12 protein-coding genes are annotated in these 16,753 nt (G+C 44.0%); 5 read left to right on the top strand and 7 right to left on the bottom strand.

The annotated features are described in order from the left end of the window. Positions 1-19: 19 nt before the first annotated feature. Both dsbB and nhaB read right to left on the bottom strand, forming a co-directional pair. On the bottom strand, positions 20-556 hold the full coding sequence (dsbB, locus tag R7E29_RS10140) for a disulfide bond formation protein DsbB (RefSeq protein WP_031779052.1): 537 nt from the start codon (positions 554-556) through the stop codon (positions 20-22). An 83-nt stretch (positions 557-639) separates the two neighbouring features. After that, positions 640-2,226 (bottom strand): Na(+)/H(+) antiporter NhaB, encoded by a 1,587-nt coding sequence (gene nhaB, locus R7E29_RS10135; protein ID WP_005380822.1) that lies wholly within the window; start codon positions 2,224-2,226, stop codon positions 640-642. Between the two features lie 639 nt (positions 2,227-2,865). On the opposite strand from nhaB, the gene fadR reads away from it, so the two are divergent. After that, on the top strand, positions 2,866-3,705 hold the full coding sequence (gene fadR, locus R7E29_RS10130; protein ID WP_054576221.1) for a fatty acid metabolism transcriptional regulator FadR: 840 nt from the start codon (positions 2,866-2,868) through the stop codon (positions 3,703-3,705). Between the two features lie 110 nt (positions 3,706-3,815). On the opposite strand, the gene R7E29_RS10125 is transcribed toward fadR, so the two are convergent. Together R7E29_RS10125 and metG are read right to left on the bottom strand one after the other, a co-directional pair. After that, positions 3,816-4,625 carry a hypothetical protein gene (locus tag R7E29_RS10125; protein ID WP_017821380.1) on the bottom strand — a complete coding sequence of 270 codons (810 nt, stop codon included), beginning with the start codon at positions 4,623-4,625 and terminating at the stop codon, positions 3,816-3,818. Positions 4,626-4,835: 210 nt separating this feature from the next. Further along, on the bottom strand, positions 4,836-6,911 hold the full coding sequence (gene metG, locus R7E29_RS10120) for a methionine--tRNA ligase (RefSeq protein ID WP_005387290.1): 2,076 nt from the start codon (positions 6,909-6,911) through the stop codon (positions 4,836-4,838). Positions 6,912-7,073: 162 nt separating this feature from the next. Here metG and apbC point away from each other — a divergent pair, with 162 nt between their 5' ends. From apbC to R7E29_RS10105, 3 genes are all read left to right on the top strand, one after another. Further along, positions 7,074-8,150 carry an iron-sulfur cluster carrier protein ApbC gene (gene apbC / locus R7E29_RS10115; RefSeq protein ID WP_005380830.1) on the top strand — a complete coding sequence of 359 codons (1,077 nt, stop codon included), beginning with the start codon at positions 7,074-7,076 and terminating at the stop codon, positions 8,148-8,150. Between the two features lie 180 nt (positions 8,151-8,330). Beyond that, positions 8,331-8,972, top strand: a complete 642-nt coding sequence (gene udk, locus R7E29_RS10110) for a uridine kinase (RefSeq protein ID WP_005380833.1) — start codon at positions 8,331-8,333, stop codon at positions 8,970-8,972. Between the two features lie 188 nt (positions 8,973-9,160). Further along, positions 9,161-11,248, top strand: coding sequence for an AsmA family protein (locus R7E29_RS10105; RefSeq protein ID WP_054576220.1), 2,088 nt, complete (start codon positions 9,161-9,163; stop codon positions 11,246-11,248). Between the two features lie 62 nt (positions 11,249-11,310). Here the strand turns inward: R7E29_RS10105 and cobO are convergent, their stop codons facing one another. After that, on the bottom strand, positions 11,311-11,916 hold the full coding sequence (gene cobO / locus R7E29_RS10100) for a cob(I)yrinic acid a,c-diamide adenosyltransferase (RefSeq protein ID WP_005380837.1): 606 nt from the start codon (positions 11,914-11,916) through the stop codon (positions 11,311-11,313). A gap of 117 nt (positions 11,917-12,033) precedes the next feature. On the opposite strand from cobO, the gene R7E29_RS10095 reads away from it, so the two are divergent. Beyond that, a complete protein-coding gene (locus tag R7E29_RS10095; protein ID WP_213906551.1) occupies positions 12,034-12,483 on the top strand; it encodes a low molecular weight protein-tyrosine-phosphatase in 450 nt (149 codons plus the stop codon). A 60-nt stretch (positions 12,484-12,543) separates the two neighbouring features. On the opposite strand, the gene R7E29_RS10090 is transcribed toward R7E29_RS10095, so the two are convergent. Together R7E29_RS10090 and R7E29_RS10085 are read right to left on the bottom strand one after the other, a co-directional pair. Then, entirely contained in the window at positions 12,544-14,103 is a 1,560-nt protein-coding gene (locus tag R7E29_RS10090; RefSeq protein WP_005380840.1) for a SulP family inorganic anion transporter, read from the bottom strand. Positions 14,104-14,435: 332 nt separating this feature from the next. Then, a partial coding sequence (locus R7E29_RS10085) for a ribonuclease E/G (RefSeq protein WP_318082639.1) occupies positions 14,436-16,753 on the bottom strand: 2,318 nt, incomplete at its 5' end.

The following is a 16,753-nucleotide window of genomic DNA, read 5'->3' as shown; positions in this document are numbered from 1 at the left end:
TTTTTACGCGTCAGTAGGATTAACGAATTGGATTAACGCGTTTTGCAGGGAAGAATTGTGCAATTACAATTAATGCCAAAGCGATTAAATTGCCTGCAAAAATTACTACTAACCATTGTGGCATTGATAAATCAAGGAGCTGCCACACAACCTTAGAGCAATCACCATATGCTTCAAACATCCAAGGAACCCACTGATTGAGCGGAGCCCAGCTGGGGAATGTGACGAATAAATCGCAAGTCGCGAATGGTGATGGATTAAACTGGTAGTCAACGTGCTGCATTGCAAGTAACAAACCCTTGTAAGCACTTAATCCCCAGCCTATCAAACCTAGCCAGCGGAAAATTGGGTTCTTGGGTGCCAATATACCAACCATTGCAGCGACGCCCACTCCCATCATCGCGACTCTTTCATAAATACACATGACACATGGTGCAAGCATCATGACGTGCTGAAAATAGAGGGCGCATGCTTCAAAGAAAACGACGAATAGCAGAAGCAGTAGCCACGATAAACGTCCCTTTGAAAACTGGTTAAGTGAATTTAAAATAGTCACGTTTTTGTTCCTGTCTGAAATAGAAAAAGCTCTGAATACTCAGAGCTTTTTATCGTGGATAAGTTTCCTAATCAACTCAAATTTTAGTGACCACCGGATACTACGGGAGTCAGATCACCACTATGAGGTAAAATCCAACCAGCTTCGTAGAAAGAAGCTGTTGCAGGCTCTAGGAAGAACATGATTCCCATCAGACCGACAATCGCAAGAACGACGGTGTAAGGCAGCGCCATGATAACCATTCGACCGTAAGACAGACGAATTAATGGAGCGAGAGCCGATGTGAGTAAGAATAGGAATGCCGCTTGACCGTTTGGCGTTGCAACAGAAGGCAGGTTAGTACCAGTATTGATTGCCACCGCCAGTAAGTCGAACTGATCACGAGTAATGAGACCCTCAATGAGTGCAGTTTTTACTTCATTGATGTAAACCGTACCAACGAACACGTTATCCGACACCATAGATAATAAGCCATTCGCCACATAGAACAGAGCTAGCTGAGTACCTTTATCTTCAACGGCAAGCACCGCATCGATGACTGGTTTAAACAGCTCTTGGTCAATGATTACGGCAACGATCGAGAAAAATACTGCAAGCAGTGCAGTGAAGGGCAGGGCCTCTTCAAACGCTTTCCCCATGGAGTGCTCTTCAATGACACCAGTAAATGCGGTCGCTAATATGATCACAGAAAGGCCAATTAAGCCGACAGCCGCTAAGTGCAAAGCGAGTGCAACGATCAACCAAACCGCAATAAGACCTTGAACCCAGAGTTTTGCGACATCTTGATTTGTTCGCGTTTTACGCTCTTCACGGTCAAAATCGACGAGGATCTGACGAACGTTATTAGGAAGCTTCGCGCCGTAGCCAAACACTTTAAGCTTTTCAACTAAAGCACAAGTGATGAGACCACAGAAAAATACAGGTAGTGTCACTGGAGACATACGGATTAGGAATTCACCAAATAACCAACCCGCTTGGTCTGCAATAATTAAGTTTTGAGGTTCACCAACCATCGTGGTTACGCCACCTAAGGCAGTACCTACACCAGCATGCATCAACAAAGAGCGCAAAAACGCACGATAGTTTTCTAGGTCATCACGCGTTAGTTCAGTGATCGTGTCATCTTGTGTATGGTCATGGTCACCGATAGGGTTACCAGACGCTACTTTGTGATATATAGAGTAAAAGCCGATCGCCACGCTGATAACAACGGCGATAACCGTCAAGGCATCCAAAAATGCAGACAAAAATGCCGCAGCAAAGCAGAACGCGAGTGATAGTAGGGTTTTAGAGCGAATGCCAAGTAAAATTTTGGTAAAAATGAACAGCAATAGCTGCTTCATGAAGTAGATGCCCGCAACCATAAATACCAGAAGTAGCAGTACTTCGATATTTGCTACTAATTCGTGCTTAACTTGCGCAGGGCTAGTCATGCCGATAGCAATGGCTTCAATAGCAAGTAAACCGCCAGGTTGTAATGGGTAGCATTTTAATGCCATTGCTAGCGTGAAAATAAATTCAGCGACCAACAACCATCCAGCTACAAATGGGTTTATTAGGAAGAATACAATCGGGTTAATTATTAAGAAGGCTATAATGGCAACTTTGTACCAATCAGGCGCTTTACCAAGGAAGTTCTTGATAAAAGCGTTTCCGAGCGATATCGGCATGATAATTCTCTTTATAACAAAATTATGAATAGACACTACAATAGTGCTTAAGTATCTGTTTGTTAGACTTATTAACTAGTCTTTAAAAACAATAACTTAGTAAAACAACAATCCTTTGTTTATTGTAGTCTTGCCAAGTTACTTCCCCTGAACTCAAGCACCGCTCACTTTCGACCGCAAACTCTACACTCAGGCATTTATTAGTCAATAACAAAACGTGATGCTACCGACTAAAATGACTTTTTAAATGTAATAACGCGATCAAAACGGCGTTACTATACCATGAAAGTCTTAAAAAAATCCTCTTGGATTTTAAATGACGGTCAGTGACGAGAAAAGGCAAATTAAGAAAGAATATTAACTGTGATATACAAAGTAATTTTTCATATTTTGAATATAAAAATGTGACACGGTTGTCTTTATTTCTCCGAGATTTGTGAGCTGTTTAATTAAATGAAAATTCATATTTTACTGCTTTCGCTCGCATGTTAGAGCCTCTTAAATTGACACAACATATAGAGTATTAACTCTATGTTATGGAGTCATTTCCACTATTGATCGTAAATTTTCTCAAACCGCTAAGTAGTGGTATGATGAGTAGTATCGACCCTCAGAAATCAATATTGGATAAAAAGTAGAATGGTCATAAAGGCGAAAAGCCCTGCGGGATTCGCAGAAAAATATATTATCGAGAGCATTTGGAACGGCCGTTTTCCTCCAGGCTCAATTTTACCTGCTGAGCGCGAGCTGTCCGAACTGATTGGTGTTACTCGAACGACTTTAAGAGAGGTTCTTCAACGACTAGCCCGTGATGGATGGCTGACTATCCAGCACGGCAAACCTACGAAAGTTAACCAATTTATGGAGACCTCTGGCCTGCATATTTTGGATACTTTAATGACGCTAGACGTTGATAATGCGACAAACATTGTAGAAGATCTGCTTGCGGCACGTACCAACATCAGTCCTATCTTTATGCGCTATGCATTTAAAGCGAACAAAGAGGGCTCTGAGCGTACAATTAAGAACGTAATCGAATCTTGTGAAGCTTTAATGAATGCGGCTTCCTGGGACGAATTCATCGCTTCTTCGCCGTATGCTGAAAAAGTTCTGCAGAATGTGAAAGAAGATAACGAGAAAGATGAAGCGAAGCGTCAAGAAATCTTGATTGCTAAAACGTTCAACTTTTACGATTATATGCTTTTCCAGCGCCTAGCATTCCATTCAGGAAATCAAATTTACGGTTTGATCTTTAATGGTTTGAAGAAGCTCTACGATCGTGTCGGTAGCTACTACTTCTCAAATCCAGCTTCTCGTGAGCTAGCTCTGAAGTTTTACCATCAATTGCTCGAAACTTGTGAAAGTGGCCAGCGTGAGCAACTACCAGTAGTGATTCGTCATTATGGTATGGAAAGTGCGTTGATCTGGAACGAAATGAAAAAGCAATTACCAACGAACTTCACGGAAGACGACAGCTAAGCGCTGACAAGTTGAATAAACGAAAACCGCAGTGCCTTAGGCCTGCGGTTTTTTTGTTTTTATTTATAAGTCGGCGACGAACCAAGCACCAATAATAAGGTATGGAACGTTTATCCTGCTAGTGAGAGTCTGGGTAACGGTAGATATAATGACTCTACGACATCTGAAAGGACATGGTCGTAAGTATTGAAGATGGTCAATGACAAGTCCGATGTGACGCCATAAAGCTCTGCTTCTGTTAAGTCGACATGACTCCCTGTCACGTATTCATTTAGCGTCTGTATTGAGCGCGTGGAAGCAGGAGAGGTAATGCTAAGTGGAGCGATAACCGCTAGTTGGTTTAGCTTACGCATCATGACCGATGCATAATTTTTGAAACGCTCATTTCCGCCTTGCTCTCCTAAATCTTGAATGCTGATTCGTAACTGAGTCAGGGTCTCCAAGCTATCCATAATGTTTTGCCAGTTCATGTGATACTCATTATGCAAGTCATCTCTTTGCTCAACCGCTAGCCATGCGATGGTTACTTCATCCATCAAAAACAAGCAATGACGAATTAACTTACCATGCTCCATCTGGTTTCTTGCAACACTATGGTCATTCCATTGTTCAAGTAGTTTCCCTACTTTAATCTGTAATACGCGATACATGGGTTTGTTTTCAAACCGTGATGTTTCGACTAAAAGATGCAGCTTGTTAGTCAGAGCATCATGAAGAGCGTCCAATTTTTGTTGATCGTTTTGTTGGAATTGAAGCGAGTAGTGAGTAGCAGCTCGGTGGTGTCTCAGAAGGTGAACAACATCTCGCAACAATGTTAACAGCTGATATTTGCGCGCATGTTGCTGCTCTCGTTTAGAAGATAAGTGATATATTCCAGCTAAAATAGCGATGGACAATAGTGTGGAAATCAAAACAAACATAACCAACTCCTTGTTAGTGTTTGGACCTAACAAGGAAGATTGCAGTTTTGATGCCACTAATTAAATTCTATTAAAACAGTAATTTAGGATTGTGATGGGAGAGGTGCTGTACAAGTTTGGTGCACAAATTCCCCAAAAGTGTGAATTCAGTCAAAAAAAGTCCCCGCTGAACTGGCGAGGACTTTTTAAATTTGATTGTAAAGCTACAACTTACATTACGCGCATACCAGGTTGAGCGCCTTCATGTGGCTCAAGGATCCACAGGTCGCTACCACCAGGGCCTGCCGCTAGGATCATACCTTCAGACATACCAAACTTCATCTTACGAGGTTTTAGGTTTGCTACCATTACTGTTAGCTTGCCTTCTAGCTCTTCAGGTTTGTAAGCTGACTTGATGCCAGAGAATACCTGACGAGTTTCACCACCGATGTCCAATTGGAACTTAAGCAGTTTGTTGGCTTTTGGTACTTCTTCACAAGAGATGATGCGAGCGATACGCATATCTACTGCGGCAAAAGCATCGAACTCAATCTCTTCAGCGATTGGTTCTTTGTCTAGCTCGGTTTGGCTAGCCTTGTTCTTTTCCGCTTCAGCTTTCTCTTTCGCCGCCATTTCTGCCGCCGCATCTTCTTTAGACGCTTCGATCATCGCTTCAACATTCTTCGGATCGATACGGTTGAACAGTGCTTTGAACTTAGTGATCTCGTGGCCTGTTAGTGGAGCAGCGATGTTTTCCCAAGTTAGCTCTTGGTTTAGAAACGCTTCAGTACGCGCAGCTAGCGATGGCATTACTGGTTTCAGGTAAGTCATCAGTACGCGGAATAGGTTGATACCGACAGAACAGATGTCTTGTAGTTCCTGATCTTTGCCTTCTTCTTTTGCTACAACCCACGGTGCTTTTTCATCAACGTATTGGTTAGCTTTGTCTGCCAATGCCGTGATTTCACGGATTGCACGACCAAACTCACGCGTTTCGTAAAGCTCAGCGATACGGTCAGCAGCAGCAACAAATTCGTTGTAAAGTTCAGGCTCTGCAAAGTTGTCAGACAGTTTGCCTTCAAAACGTTTCGCGATGAAACCTGCGTTACGAGATGCCAGGTTAACGATCTTGTTAACAACGTCAGCGTTTACGCGCTGAGTGAAGTCTTCAAGGTTAAGATCTAGATCGTCGATACGGCTGTTTAGCTTCGCAGCGTAGTAGTAACGTAGACACTCAGGGTCTAGGTGCTCTAGGTAAGTGCTTGCTTTTACGAACGTACCTTTAGACTTCGACATTTTCGCGCCGTTTACGGTTACGTAACCGTGTACGAATACGTTGTTAGGCTTGCGGAAGCCAGAACCTTCTAGCATTGCTGGCCAAAATAGGCTGTGGAAGTAAACGATGTCTTTACCGATGAAGTGGTACAGCTCTGCTGAGCTGTCTTTCTTCCAGTACTCGTCGAAATCTAGGTCGTCGCGCTTGTCACATAGATTTTTGAAAGAGCCCATGTAGCCGATAGGTGCGTCTAGCCATACGTAGAAGAATTTGTTCTTCTCTCCTGGGATTTCGAAGCCAAAGTATGGCGCATCACGTGAGATATCCCATTGCTGCAAACCAGATTCGAACCATTCTTGCATTTTGTTCGCTGTTTCAGCTTGTAGCGAGCCAGAGCGAGTCCACTCTTTTAGCATGCTTTCAAACTGAGGCAGGTCGAAGAAGAAGTGCTCAGAATCTTTCATTACTGGCGTCGCACCAGAAACCGCAGATTTAGGATTGATCAGTTCTGTTGGGCTGTAAGTCTCACCACAGTTGTCACAGTTGTCACCGTACTGGTCTTCAGACTTACATTTTGGACAGGTACCTTTTACGAAACGGTCCGGTAAGAACATCTCTTTTTCTGGATCGAACAGCTGAGAGATAGTTCGGCTAGAGATAAAGCCATTTTTCTTCAACTCAAGATAAATGTGTGACGCTAGCTCACGGTTCTCATCTGAGTGTGTGCTGTGGTAGTTATCAAAGCTGATATCAAATCCAGCGAAGTCTTTTTGGTGCTCTTCGCTAACTGCGGCAATCATTTCTTCAGGAGTAATACCCATCTGTTGCGCTTTAAGCATGATTGGCGTGCCGTGAGCATCGTCAGCACAGATGAAGTTTACAGTGTTGCCGCGTAGGCGTTGGTAACGAACCCAAATGTCCGCTTGGATATGCTCAAGCATATGACCAAGGTGGATCGAACCGTTAGCGTACGGAAGGGCACAAGTTACCAGCATTTTCCTTGACGGAAAGTTTTTTGGATCGTTTGCCATACTTAATATTCGCTTTTCTTGATAGGTATAAATAAATTTTGATGGATAATACTACCCCATGAACTGACTAACTCCAAGGTGTCAAACTGCGGAATGCCTTAGTTTTTTTGGGGTTCTGGTTGAGCCTGGACGGTGGTAGCATGACATCTAAAAGGAGGGCTTATGCATCAGTTCACTTCAAAACAAGATTTTTGTCACTGGTTTAACCAATTCCAACATCCACAGTTGGTGGAAAACTGGGCAGATATTCATGGCGCAATTTCGATTACGACACAGGGTTCTATTGATATAACGTTGCCATTCGCAAGTAATGAGCTTCAAACCGTACTGCATGACTGGATCAAACAGCAGCAAGCCTCGGGTAAAGTGGCTGAATTCCCATTTAATATTCGCCTTGGAGTTAAAGCTTTAGAAACTCAAGTGGCTAACTCGGTTAAGGGTGTTAAGAACATCATTGCCGTCAGTTCTGCGAAAGGTGGCGTTGGTAAATCTACTACCGCAGTTAACTTAGCGTTGGCAATTGCTCAATCTGGGGCGAAAGTGGGATTGTTGGATGCCGATATCTATGGTCCGTCTGTACCTATGATGTTGGGGCAAGAAGATGCTAAACCAGAAGTTCGTGATGGCAAGTGGATGGAACCCATTTTTGCTCACGGCATCTATACTCATTCTATCGGTTATTTGGTGGATAAATCAGAAGCGGCGATATGGCGCGGTCCAATGGCTTCAAAAGCGTTGTCGCAGTTATTAACTGAAACAGATTGGCCAGATTTGGATTATTTGGTGATTGATATGCCGCCAGGTACGGGGGATATTCAATTGACGCTGTCACAACAAATTCCGGTAACAGGTAGCGTGTTAGTCACAACACCGCAAGATTTAGCCCTTGCCGATGCAAGGAAGGGAGCGGCAATGTTTAACAAAGTCCATGTCCCGGTTATTGGTGTTGTGGAAAACATGAGTTATCACATTTGTAGTCAATGTGGCGCGAAAGAGCATATTTTTGGTATGGGCGGAGCTGAAAAAATGTCGCAAGAATTTGGCTTAGCATTGTTAGGACAAATTCCGCTTCATATCTCTATGAGAGAAGATATTGACGCTGGCGTGCCAACGGTAGCAAGACGCCCAGAAAGTGAGCATGCAGGGTATTATAAGCAACTTGCCGATCGCGTATGTAGCACGATGTTTTGGCAAGGCAAAGCAAAACCAGATGCGATTAGCTTTACAATGGTGAACTAAGTTTACTATGCCTGTTGGTTGATAATTGCACATTTTAACGTTTGCTCGGAGGTTAATCCTCTGAGCAGGCAGAAACTTATGACTAAACCCTAATTCCAACTAGTAACTATGGGGTGAACTCCCTATAATCAGGCAGTTTATCTTTTTATGTGACTAGAAATCATCATCGGGTGCAAACTAATGTCTGATAATAATCAATGCGTCATCGTAGGTATTGCTGGCGCTTCTGCTTCTGGAAAAAGTCTGATCGCGAGCACTATTTATAATGAGCTTCGCGCGAAAGTAGGCGATCATCAAATCGGTGTCATCACGGAAGATTGCTACTACAACGACCAAAGCCACCTAAGCATGGAAGAGCGAGTAAAGACGAACTACGATCACCCGAGTGCGTTGGACCACGACCTACTGTGTGAGCACCTAGAAAAATTGGTACGTGGTGAAGCAGTAGAAGTGCCTGAGTACAGCTACACTGAGCACACAAGAACAATTAACACCACCACAATGACACCTAAAAAGGTGATCATTCTAGAAGGTATCCTTCTTCTTACAGACCCTCGTCTTCGTGATTTGATGCATGCGACAGTATTTATGGACACACCGTTAGATATTTGCTTGCTTCGCCGTGTTAAGCGTGATGTGGAAGAACGAGGCCGAACTATGGAGTCTGTTCTTAAGCAATACCAACAAACAGTACGTCCGATGTTCATGCAGTTTATCGAACCTTCTAAGCAATATGCGGACATTATTGTTCCTCGCGGTGGTAAAAACCGTATCGCAATTGATGTATTAAAAGCTCACATTGCAAGACTTTTGAAAGCTTAAGCCTATAGACGGCTATATCGCTTTATTTTTAGGAGAAGAAGTGGCACCTTAAGTGCCACTTCTTTTTTTGTTTTTAAATTAGTCAGTTGCAGGTTAAAACCAGACACTTTTCACGCTTTTGTGGAACTGTCAGCGGCAAATGGAGTCTGCGCTTATAATTGTAAAAACACTCGAGCAAGGAAAAACAAATGAAGAAACTGCTCTTAATTCTAGCAATACCGATTGTGGTCATTTTGGTCGCAATTTTAGCGTTAACCATCTTCGTCAATCCGAATCAGTTTAAACCCCTTATTGTTGAGCAAGCGCAAAAGCAAACGGGATTAGAGTTGGTGATTGAAGGGGATATCAGTTGGCAATTTTTCCCATCAATTGGCTTTGAGTTGGGACATACAGAATTGCGAAACCCACAAGGCTTTAGTAAACCCAATTTATTCAAAGTTGATACCGTTGGTGTAGACATCTCTGTTATGCCACTTTTTAGTCAACAGCTTGAAATTGGAAACGTCACGCTTGATGGTGCTGAGTTCTACATTGAAACCAAGAAAGATGGCAGCAAGAATATTGATGCATTGACGAAAGCCCAAACACAACAAGCAGAACAAGAGAGCAATGCTGCGCCTACGCAAAATGGTGAAACGCAAACTTCTGGTTCTGAGTGGAGTATTAATCTTGCTGGCGTTACGGTTTCTAACGGTTCATTAGAAATGCAGGATAAGCAAGCCGGTAGTTACACCAAACTTTATGATATTTCATTAAACCTTTCCGAATTCGCTTTTGACAACTGGACAACGGCTGATTTTGGCGTGAAGGGCGAAATGAACGACCAAAAGTTCACCGCGAAAGGTCAGGCAGACTTTAAGCTAGAAAAAGGTTTGGCAAACTACGCGCTAAAGAACATCAACTTTGATGCGACATACTCTGACCCTGCCAATAAAATTGAATCGGCAACGATCGGTTTAGACACGTTTGAATTCGATAAAGTAAATAACCTGACTTATGCCATTAAGGGTGACGCTGGTGGTATGAAGTTAGATATGCAGGGTGCTGGTCAACTTAGCGTGGACAAGGCTATCAGCAAAGTACAGTTGGATAAGTTAACTCTTAAATCGACTTTTGAGGGTGATGCCTTACCTCAGTCCCCGATGAAAGTCGACATGGTGTCTGATCTGTCTTTCGACCTAACGAAAAACCATCTGAGTTTTGTTCTAGAGAAGTTAACAGCGAATGCTATCGCCTTAGATGGTAAGGCTGATGTGGCACTCGGTGATATTCCTAAAGTACGCTTTGCTCTCCATAGCCCCAATATCGATCTTGATGAGTTCTTAGGGTTAGATAAGCAAGCTGCCGAAGGTAATAAGCCTGCTTCTGGTGGCGAGAGTGCTCCTGCCGGACCTGAGGTTGAGCCTGATTTGTCTGCGTTGAAAACGTTAGATGTAAAGGGTGACATTACCATCGACAAATTCAAAGCGGCAAATGCGAAGATGGAAGCGGTAAAAACGAGCTTCACTGTAAATCGTGGCGTGTTTGAGCTTACATCTTTTAGTTCGAAGTTGTACCAAGGCTCAATCTCAGCGACAGCGAAGTTAGATGCACGCCAATCACCAGCGACTTACAGTGTTAAAAAGTCAATCAAAGGCGTGAAAGTTCAACCGCTACTTATAGACGTTGCTGAAAACGACAAACTTGAAGGGACAGGTAACATTGATGTGAATGTTACAGGTAAGAGTCTCACGCCTACCGGTATCAAGAAGAATCTATCTGGTACGGTTGTTATCAATTTTGCTGACGGTGCGGTGAATGGCATCAACGTTGCTCAGTTGATTCGTGAAAACTATGCGAAATTTAAAGGGCAAAAAGTTGAAGGCACCAATGTAGCTAAGAAAACAGACTTCAGTGCGATGACGGCGACATTGAAACTCAACAAAGGTGTTGTATCAACGGATAATATGCAAGCTCAGTCTCCATTGTTACGTGTTCGTGGTAAAGGTACCGCAAACTACATCAATGAAACAGTCGACTTTACTATCAGCACGTCAGTTGTAGGCAGCCTAGAAGGCCAGGGCGGTAAAGATATAGATGAGCTGAAAGACATCACGATTCCAATCAATGTGTCTGGTAAGTGGGCAGATCCTAAATTCAAGCTCGTATTCGATGATGTTCTGAAGCAGAAAGCTCAAAAAGAAATCGATCGTGGCGTGGAGAAGCTAACGGACAAAATCAAAGACGAGAAAACCAAAGATGCGGTCGATGGTTTATTGAAGAATCTTTTCAACTAACCGTGCGTGAAAATCAAAAGGGTTGGCATTTTGCCAACCCTTTTTAAATTACTCTGCGAGTGTTACCAATCGACGCCTTTGAGGGCTTTTACGCCAGATTCAAATGCGTGCTTTACATTTTTCACTTCAGAAACGGTATCGGCCATTTCAATCAGGGTTCGATGTGCGCCACGCCCAGTAATAATAACCGACTGCATTTTAGGTCTGTTGCTCAGTGCTTCGACCACTTCGTCTAAGTCGATGTAGCCGTAGCTCACCATATAAGTTAGCTCGTCAAACAAGATGACATCGATAGAGTCGTCTTGCAGCATGCGCTTACATTCTTGCCATACGCCTTGCGCTGCTTCGGTATCAGCGGCTTTGTTTTGAGTTTCCCACGTAAAGCCGGTTGCCATTACTTGGAATTCAACGCCGAGTTTCTCAAGTAGGTTGCGCTCACCGTTGTCCCAAGTACCTTTAATAAACTGCGCGACAGCACAATTCAAACCATGACCCACTGCGCGTGCGATCGTACCGAATCCTGATGTCGATTTACCTTTACCATTTCCGGTAATGATCAGTAGCAGACCTTTTTCCTCTTGAGCAGCAGCGATTTTTGCGTCTACCTGTTCTTTGACTTTTTGTTGGCGAGCTTTATGGCGTGCTTCTTTATTTTCTTCGATAGACATAATACTTCCTCAATTCCTTTTCGTGCTGTGCCCAAGCTAATTTGGGTTCATTGATTTATCTCGCTATGATAGACCAACATATCGTGAAGAAAAACCACCGATAATTCAGGGAATAAAATGAAGAAAATACTTGTTGTTTGTATGGGAAACATTTGTCGGTCACCAACTGGAGAGGCAGTGTTAAGAGCGAAAGCTCAAAAGCTAGGCGTTGAAGTAGAGGTTGATTCGGCAGGTACAATTGGCTACCACGCAGGAAACCGACCGGATTCAAGAGCGATGGCAGCAGGAAAGCAGCGAGGTTATTCTTTTAAAGGAATGCAAGCGCGCCAAGTCACCATTGATGACTTTGAAAAGTTTGACCTTATATTAGCCGCAGATAAAGCAAATTTGGCCGATTTATTGGATATTTGTCCGTTGAAGTATCGACACAAAGTATCGTTATTTTTAAGTCATTCTGAGTCAGTTTACGACGAAGTCCCGGACCCATATTATGGTGGGGAAGATGGCTTTGAACTGGTGCTTGATTTAATCGAAGAGGCATCAGGCGCAATTTTGAAGAAGCTATAATCACCGTGCTTGAAGACAATAGAAAAAGGGATGAGCTCAGCTCATCCCTTTTTATTCGTGTTAACCCGCTAGTATGTCGGTTGCGACTTTGTAGCTTGGGTCTTCCTTCACGTTAATTTCAACCAAGCTGCCAGCTTTGTCCAAAAGTTTACGACAATCTGGGCTTAGGTGACGAAGGTGCAGCGTTTTACCTTGAGCATTGTAACGCTCAGCCAGTGTTTCAATGGCTTCAATTGCAGAGTGATCTGTCACGCGAGAGTCTGCAAAATCGACAATCACATCTTTTGGATCTTCAGGCGCGTTAAACAACTCCAGGAAGTTAGCCGCAGAGCCAAAGAAAATAGGGCCGTGAATCTTGTACTCTTTTGAACCTTCCTCGTTTAAGCACGTGTCGGCATAGATGTGCTTAGCGTGTTGCCATGCAAACATTAATGCAGAAACGATAACACCAACCGCTACGGCAACAGCAAGGTCAGTAAGAACAGTAACAACGGTCACAAGAACAATAACGAAGAAGTCTTGCTTCGGTACGCGGCGTGCTAGCTTAAATGTTGCCCATTCGAATGTACCAATGACAACCATGAACATCACACCAACCAGAGCAGCGAGTGGGATCATTTCAATTAGCGAAGAAGCGAATAAGATAAACATCAATAGAGCGATAGCCGCAACGATACCAGATAGACGGCCGCGACCACCTGAGTTTACGTTGATCATCGACTGACCAATCATCGCACAACCACCCATTGCGCCAAACACAGAACACGTCATGTTTGCCATACCTTGACCGATACATTCGCGGTTAGATTGACCACGAGTATTCGTCATCTCATCTAAAACTGTCAGTGTTAGTAGAGATTCAATTAGACCAATGGCCGCTAGAATGATCGCGTATGGAAGAATGATTTGTAGAGTTTCTAGCGTAAATGGTACCGCAGGAATAGAGAAGGTTGGTAGTGAACCAGCGAGTGTTGCAGCTTCATCTCCAGACATTGTACGCAGGAAGTCAACAACAGTACGAGTTTCCAGATCCAAGCCAACCACTAAAGCCGTCACCGTTACGATCGCAACAAGTGAAGAGGGTACAGCTGTTGTGATTTTTGGTAGAAAGTGAATGATTGCCATAGTCAGCGCAACCAAACCAAGCATTAGCAGCATCTGGTCTTGTGGTAGCCAAGTAAGCATGCCGTTGATGTCTGGCGCTTTAAACTGACCCAACTGAGCTAGGAAGATAACAATAGCCAGACCGTTCACAAAACCGATCATCACAGGGTGAGGTACGATACGGATGAACTTACCCAATTTAAACATACCAGCGGCAATTTGAAGAATACCAGCGAGCATGATGGCTGCGAATAGGTACTGGACACCGTGAGTCGCGACAAGCGAAACCATTACGACTGCCATGGCACCTGTTGCACCAGAAATCATGCCAGGACGACCACCGAAAATGGAAGTAATAAGACCAACGATGAATGCAGCGTAAAGACCGACCATCGGATCTACGCCTGCGACGAACGCAAATGCGACAGCTTCAGGAACCAATGCTAGCGCAACGGTTAGGCCTGATAGCACATCATTTTTTACGGAGTGCTTAGAAAATTGGGGAAATTCGAACATGTTTGTTTTTAAGTTCTCTTTGCAATGAGTTAAACCCGACACATATTCGTATTTGCACAAGCCACTGGAAGGTTGATTTTTAATCAAACATTGCAGTGTAAACCGTAGTATTAAAAGAGCAGCATCAGAATGGTGTCGAAAACTTGAGTCGGCGCATGCTACCGAAAAGTGTGATTAAGTTCAAGAATGATACGAATAATGGCGTACAAATGTGATCACGAATTGGTATTTATATGAACAATTTATTGGGCAAATATGAAGATAAAAAAGGCTACCAGATGGTAGCCTTTAATTTATTTATGCCGTTAAGCAGTTGAACGTAATGATTTAGCCTAGTTAAAGTTAGGCTTTGTCATCTCTGCCGATGCACGGTTTTTAGCCACTTGGCTACCAGCACCTTTAGCTTGGTAACGTTCGGTTTTGAACGGTGCTGCTGCAACCGTGATTTCGCGTAGCTCTTGAGGGCCAGGTGCTTTCGTCATCGGTGCGCTAGCGTTTAGCTTAGCCGCAACTTTAATGGCTTCGACTTTAGGCTCTGGTTTATCTACTGGCGCTTCGGCTGCAATCTCTTTTGCTGCTTCAACGATAGGCTCTTCAGCAGGTGCCGTTTCTACAATGGCATCAACCGGTTCAGCATGTTCAGTTACAGGAGTTTCAACGATAGGCTCTACCGATGCTGTTTCTACTACTGCCGATTCAGCTTTTTCTGCGATTACTGTTTCAACAACAGGTGCTTCTACTACTGGAGCTTCCACTTTCGCTTCAACGGTTTCTTGAACCTTGTGTTCAACAACTGGCGCATCTGTTACGACAGGTTGCTCGCGACGAATAATCACTTTACCCATTGCCATTTCTGGACAAGCAAAGCCACCTTGGATTGCAGGTACTGCTGCTACAGCTTCTTCCTTAACTCGCTCTTCCTTCTTAGGTGCTGGTTTCGGAATGTAACGTGGCATTACTTTACCCATAGCCATTTCAGGAGAAGCGACACCTCCCTTACGTAGGCGGAACGGGTTAGGGCGGCGATCACGGCCACGGCGACGACGCTGGCCGCTTGCACGCAGGTGACGTGGCGAACGACGATTACGACGTTGCTTAGACTCTGCTTGCTTGTTGTCTTGCTGTGCCTCTACCGCTGCTTCTGTTGGCTTTTCAACTTTAGCTTCAACCGTTTCTTGAGTCTTAACCGCTGTTTCTTCGGCTTTCTTCTCAATAGCTTCTTGGTCCTTAACGCGTACAGACTTGTTCAATTTGCGACGTTGGCGGCGCTCTTTCACTTTTTCTGCTTTCGCATTTTGCTGCTTCGGTTTGCTCTCTTCTGGTTTTGTTTCAGTACGAGCTTCCGCTGCTAGCTGCAGACCTTTTTCCGCTACTTTTGCGTTTGCTTTCTGCTCTTGGGCTTTATCTGCCTGTTGAGCTTTAGGTTTACGCTTTTGGTTACGGTTTTGCGGTTTATTTGTTTGTTGTTGAGCTTCGTTTTGCTCATTAGCCTGCTCATCACGAGGCTTACGACGACGTCGGTTATCGCGATTGTCGCGGTTATCACGATTATCGCGCTGGTTGCTATTGCGACGACGATCGTTACGATCACGTTTGTTACGTCGATTATCGCGATTTGGTTTTTTCTCTTCCTGAGGTTTCTGTTCTTCTTTTGTTTCTTCAGAACCACCGAATAGGAAGCTACCAAGTGCTTTAAACAGACGGCTGAACAATCCAGGTTTCTCTTCTTGTTCAACGTTTTGTTCTTTCTTCTTCGCCTCAGGAGCTGGTTTAGCTGCTGGTGCAGGTGCGGTTTGAGACGGAGCCGCAAAGCCTTTAAGAACTGGCTCTTCAATTCGTTTTGGTTTTACGTCAACTTCCGCTGGCTCTTTACCTTCTGCTTCTTTCATTGCTTCCAGTTTCTTAGGAAGTAAGTAAGAAATCAGATCGAACTCTTCGCCTTCACGAACACGGATAACTTCAAAGTGCGGTGTTTCCATATCAGAGTTAGGAACAACCGTAATTTTCACTTCTTGAATGCGTTCGATATGGTTTACTGAACGACGTTTTTCGTTCAATAAGTAAGAGGCGATTGGCACAGGTACGACTGCAAGTACTTGTGCTGTGTTGTCTTTTAGCGCTTCCTCTTCAATTAAACGAAGTACAGAAAGTGCTAGAGATTCGTTGTCGCGAACGACACCAGTTCCGCTACAGCGAGGACAGATGTGATGGCTTGCTTCTGCAAGAGAAGGGCTCAAGCGCTGGCGTGACATCTCCAACAAACCAAAGCGAGAAATACGACCGATTTGTACACGAGCGCGGTCAAGGCGAACGGCTTCACGTAGACGGTTTTCTACTTCTCGTTGGTGACGAACTGGGGTCATATCAATAAAGTCGATAACCACTAAGCCACCTAAGTCACGTAGACGCAATTGGCGAGCAATTTCGTCGGCTGCTTCTAGGTTCGTGTTTAGAGCTGTTTCTTCAATATCGCCGCCCTTAGTTGCACGAGCAGAGTTGATATCGATAGACGTTAGTGCTTCAGTCGGGTCAATAACAATAGAACCACCAGATGGCAGACGCACTTCACGTTGGAAAGCCGATTCAATTTGGCTTTCGATTTGGTAGTGGCTGAATAGTGGAACTTCGCCTTCATATTTCTTAACGCGGT

Source organism: Vibrio sp. Vb1729 (assembly GCF_033338655.1).
In the GTDB taxonomy this organism is placed as follows: Bacteria; Pseudomonadota; Gammaproteobacteria; order Enterobacterales; family Vibrionaceae; genus Vibrio; species Vibrio alginolyticus.
The sequence above is the reverse complement of the archived record's forward strand: the minus strand, read 5'-3'. Positions and strand labels throughout refer to the sequence as shown.

What these genes read in the sequence shown, in the direction of transcription:
- nhaB (WP_005380822.1), bottom strand. Translation starts at nt 2,226, where the DNA reads ATGCCGATATCGCTCGGAAACGCTTTTATCAAGAACTTCCTTGGTAAA.
- fadR (WP_054576221.1), top strand. Translation starts at nt 2,866, where the DNA reads ATGGTCATAAAGGCGAAAAGCCCTGCGGGATTCGCAGAAAAATATATT.
- R7E29_RS10125 (WP_017821380.1), bottom strand. Translation starts at nt 4,625, where the DNA reads ATGTTTGTTTTGATTTCCACACTATTGTCCATCGCTATTTTAGCTGGA.
- metG (WP_005387290.1), bottom strand. Translation starts at nt 6,911, where the DNA reads ATGGCAAACGATCCAAAAAACTTTCCGTCAAGGAAAATGCTGGTAACT.
- apbC (WP_005380830.1), top strand. Translation starts at nt 7,074, where the DNA reads ATGCATCAGTTCACTTCAAAACAAGATTTTTGTCACTGGTTTAACCAA.
- udk (WP_005380833.1), top strand. Translation starts at nt 8,331, where the DNA reads ATGTCTGATAATAATCAATGCGTCATCGTAGGTATTGCTGGCGCTTCT.
- R7E29_RS10105 (WP_054576220.1), top strand. Translation starts at nt 9,161, where the DNA reads ATGAAGAAACTGCTCTTAATTCTAGCAATACCGATTGTGGTCATTTTG.
- cobO (WP_005380837.1), bottom strand. Translation starts at nt 11,916, where the DNA reads ATGTCTATCGAAGAAAATAAAGAAGCACGCCATAAAGCTCGCCAACAA.
- R7E29_RS10095 (WP_213906551.1), top strand. Translation starts at nt 12,034, where the DNA reads ATGAAGAAAATACTTGTTGTTTGTATGGGAAACATTTGTCGGTCACCA.
- R7E29_RS10090 (WP_005380840.1), bottom strand. Translation starts at nt 14,103, where the DNA reads ATGTTCGAATTTCCCCAATTTTCTAAGCACTCCGTAAAAAATGATGTG.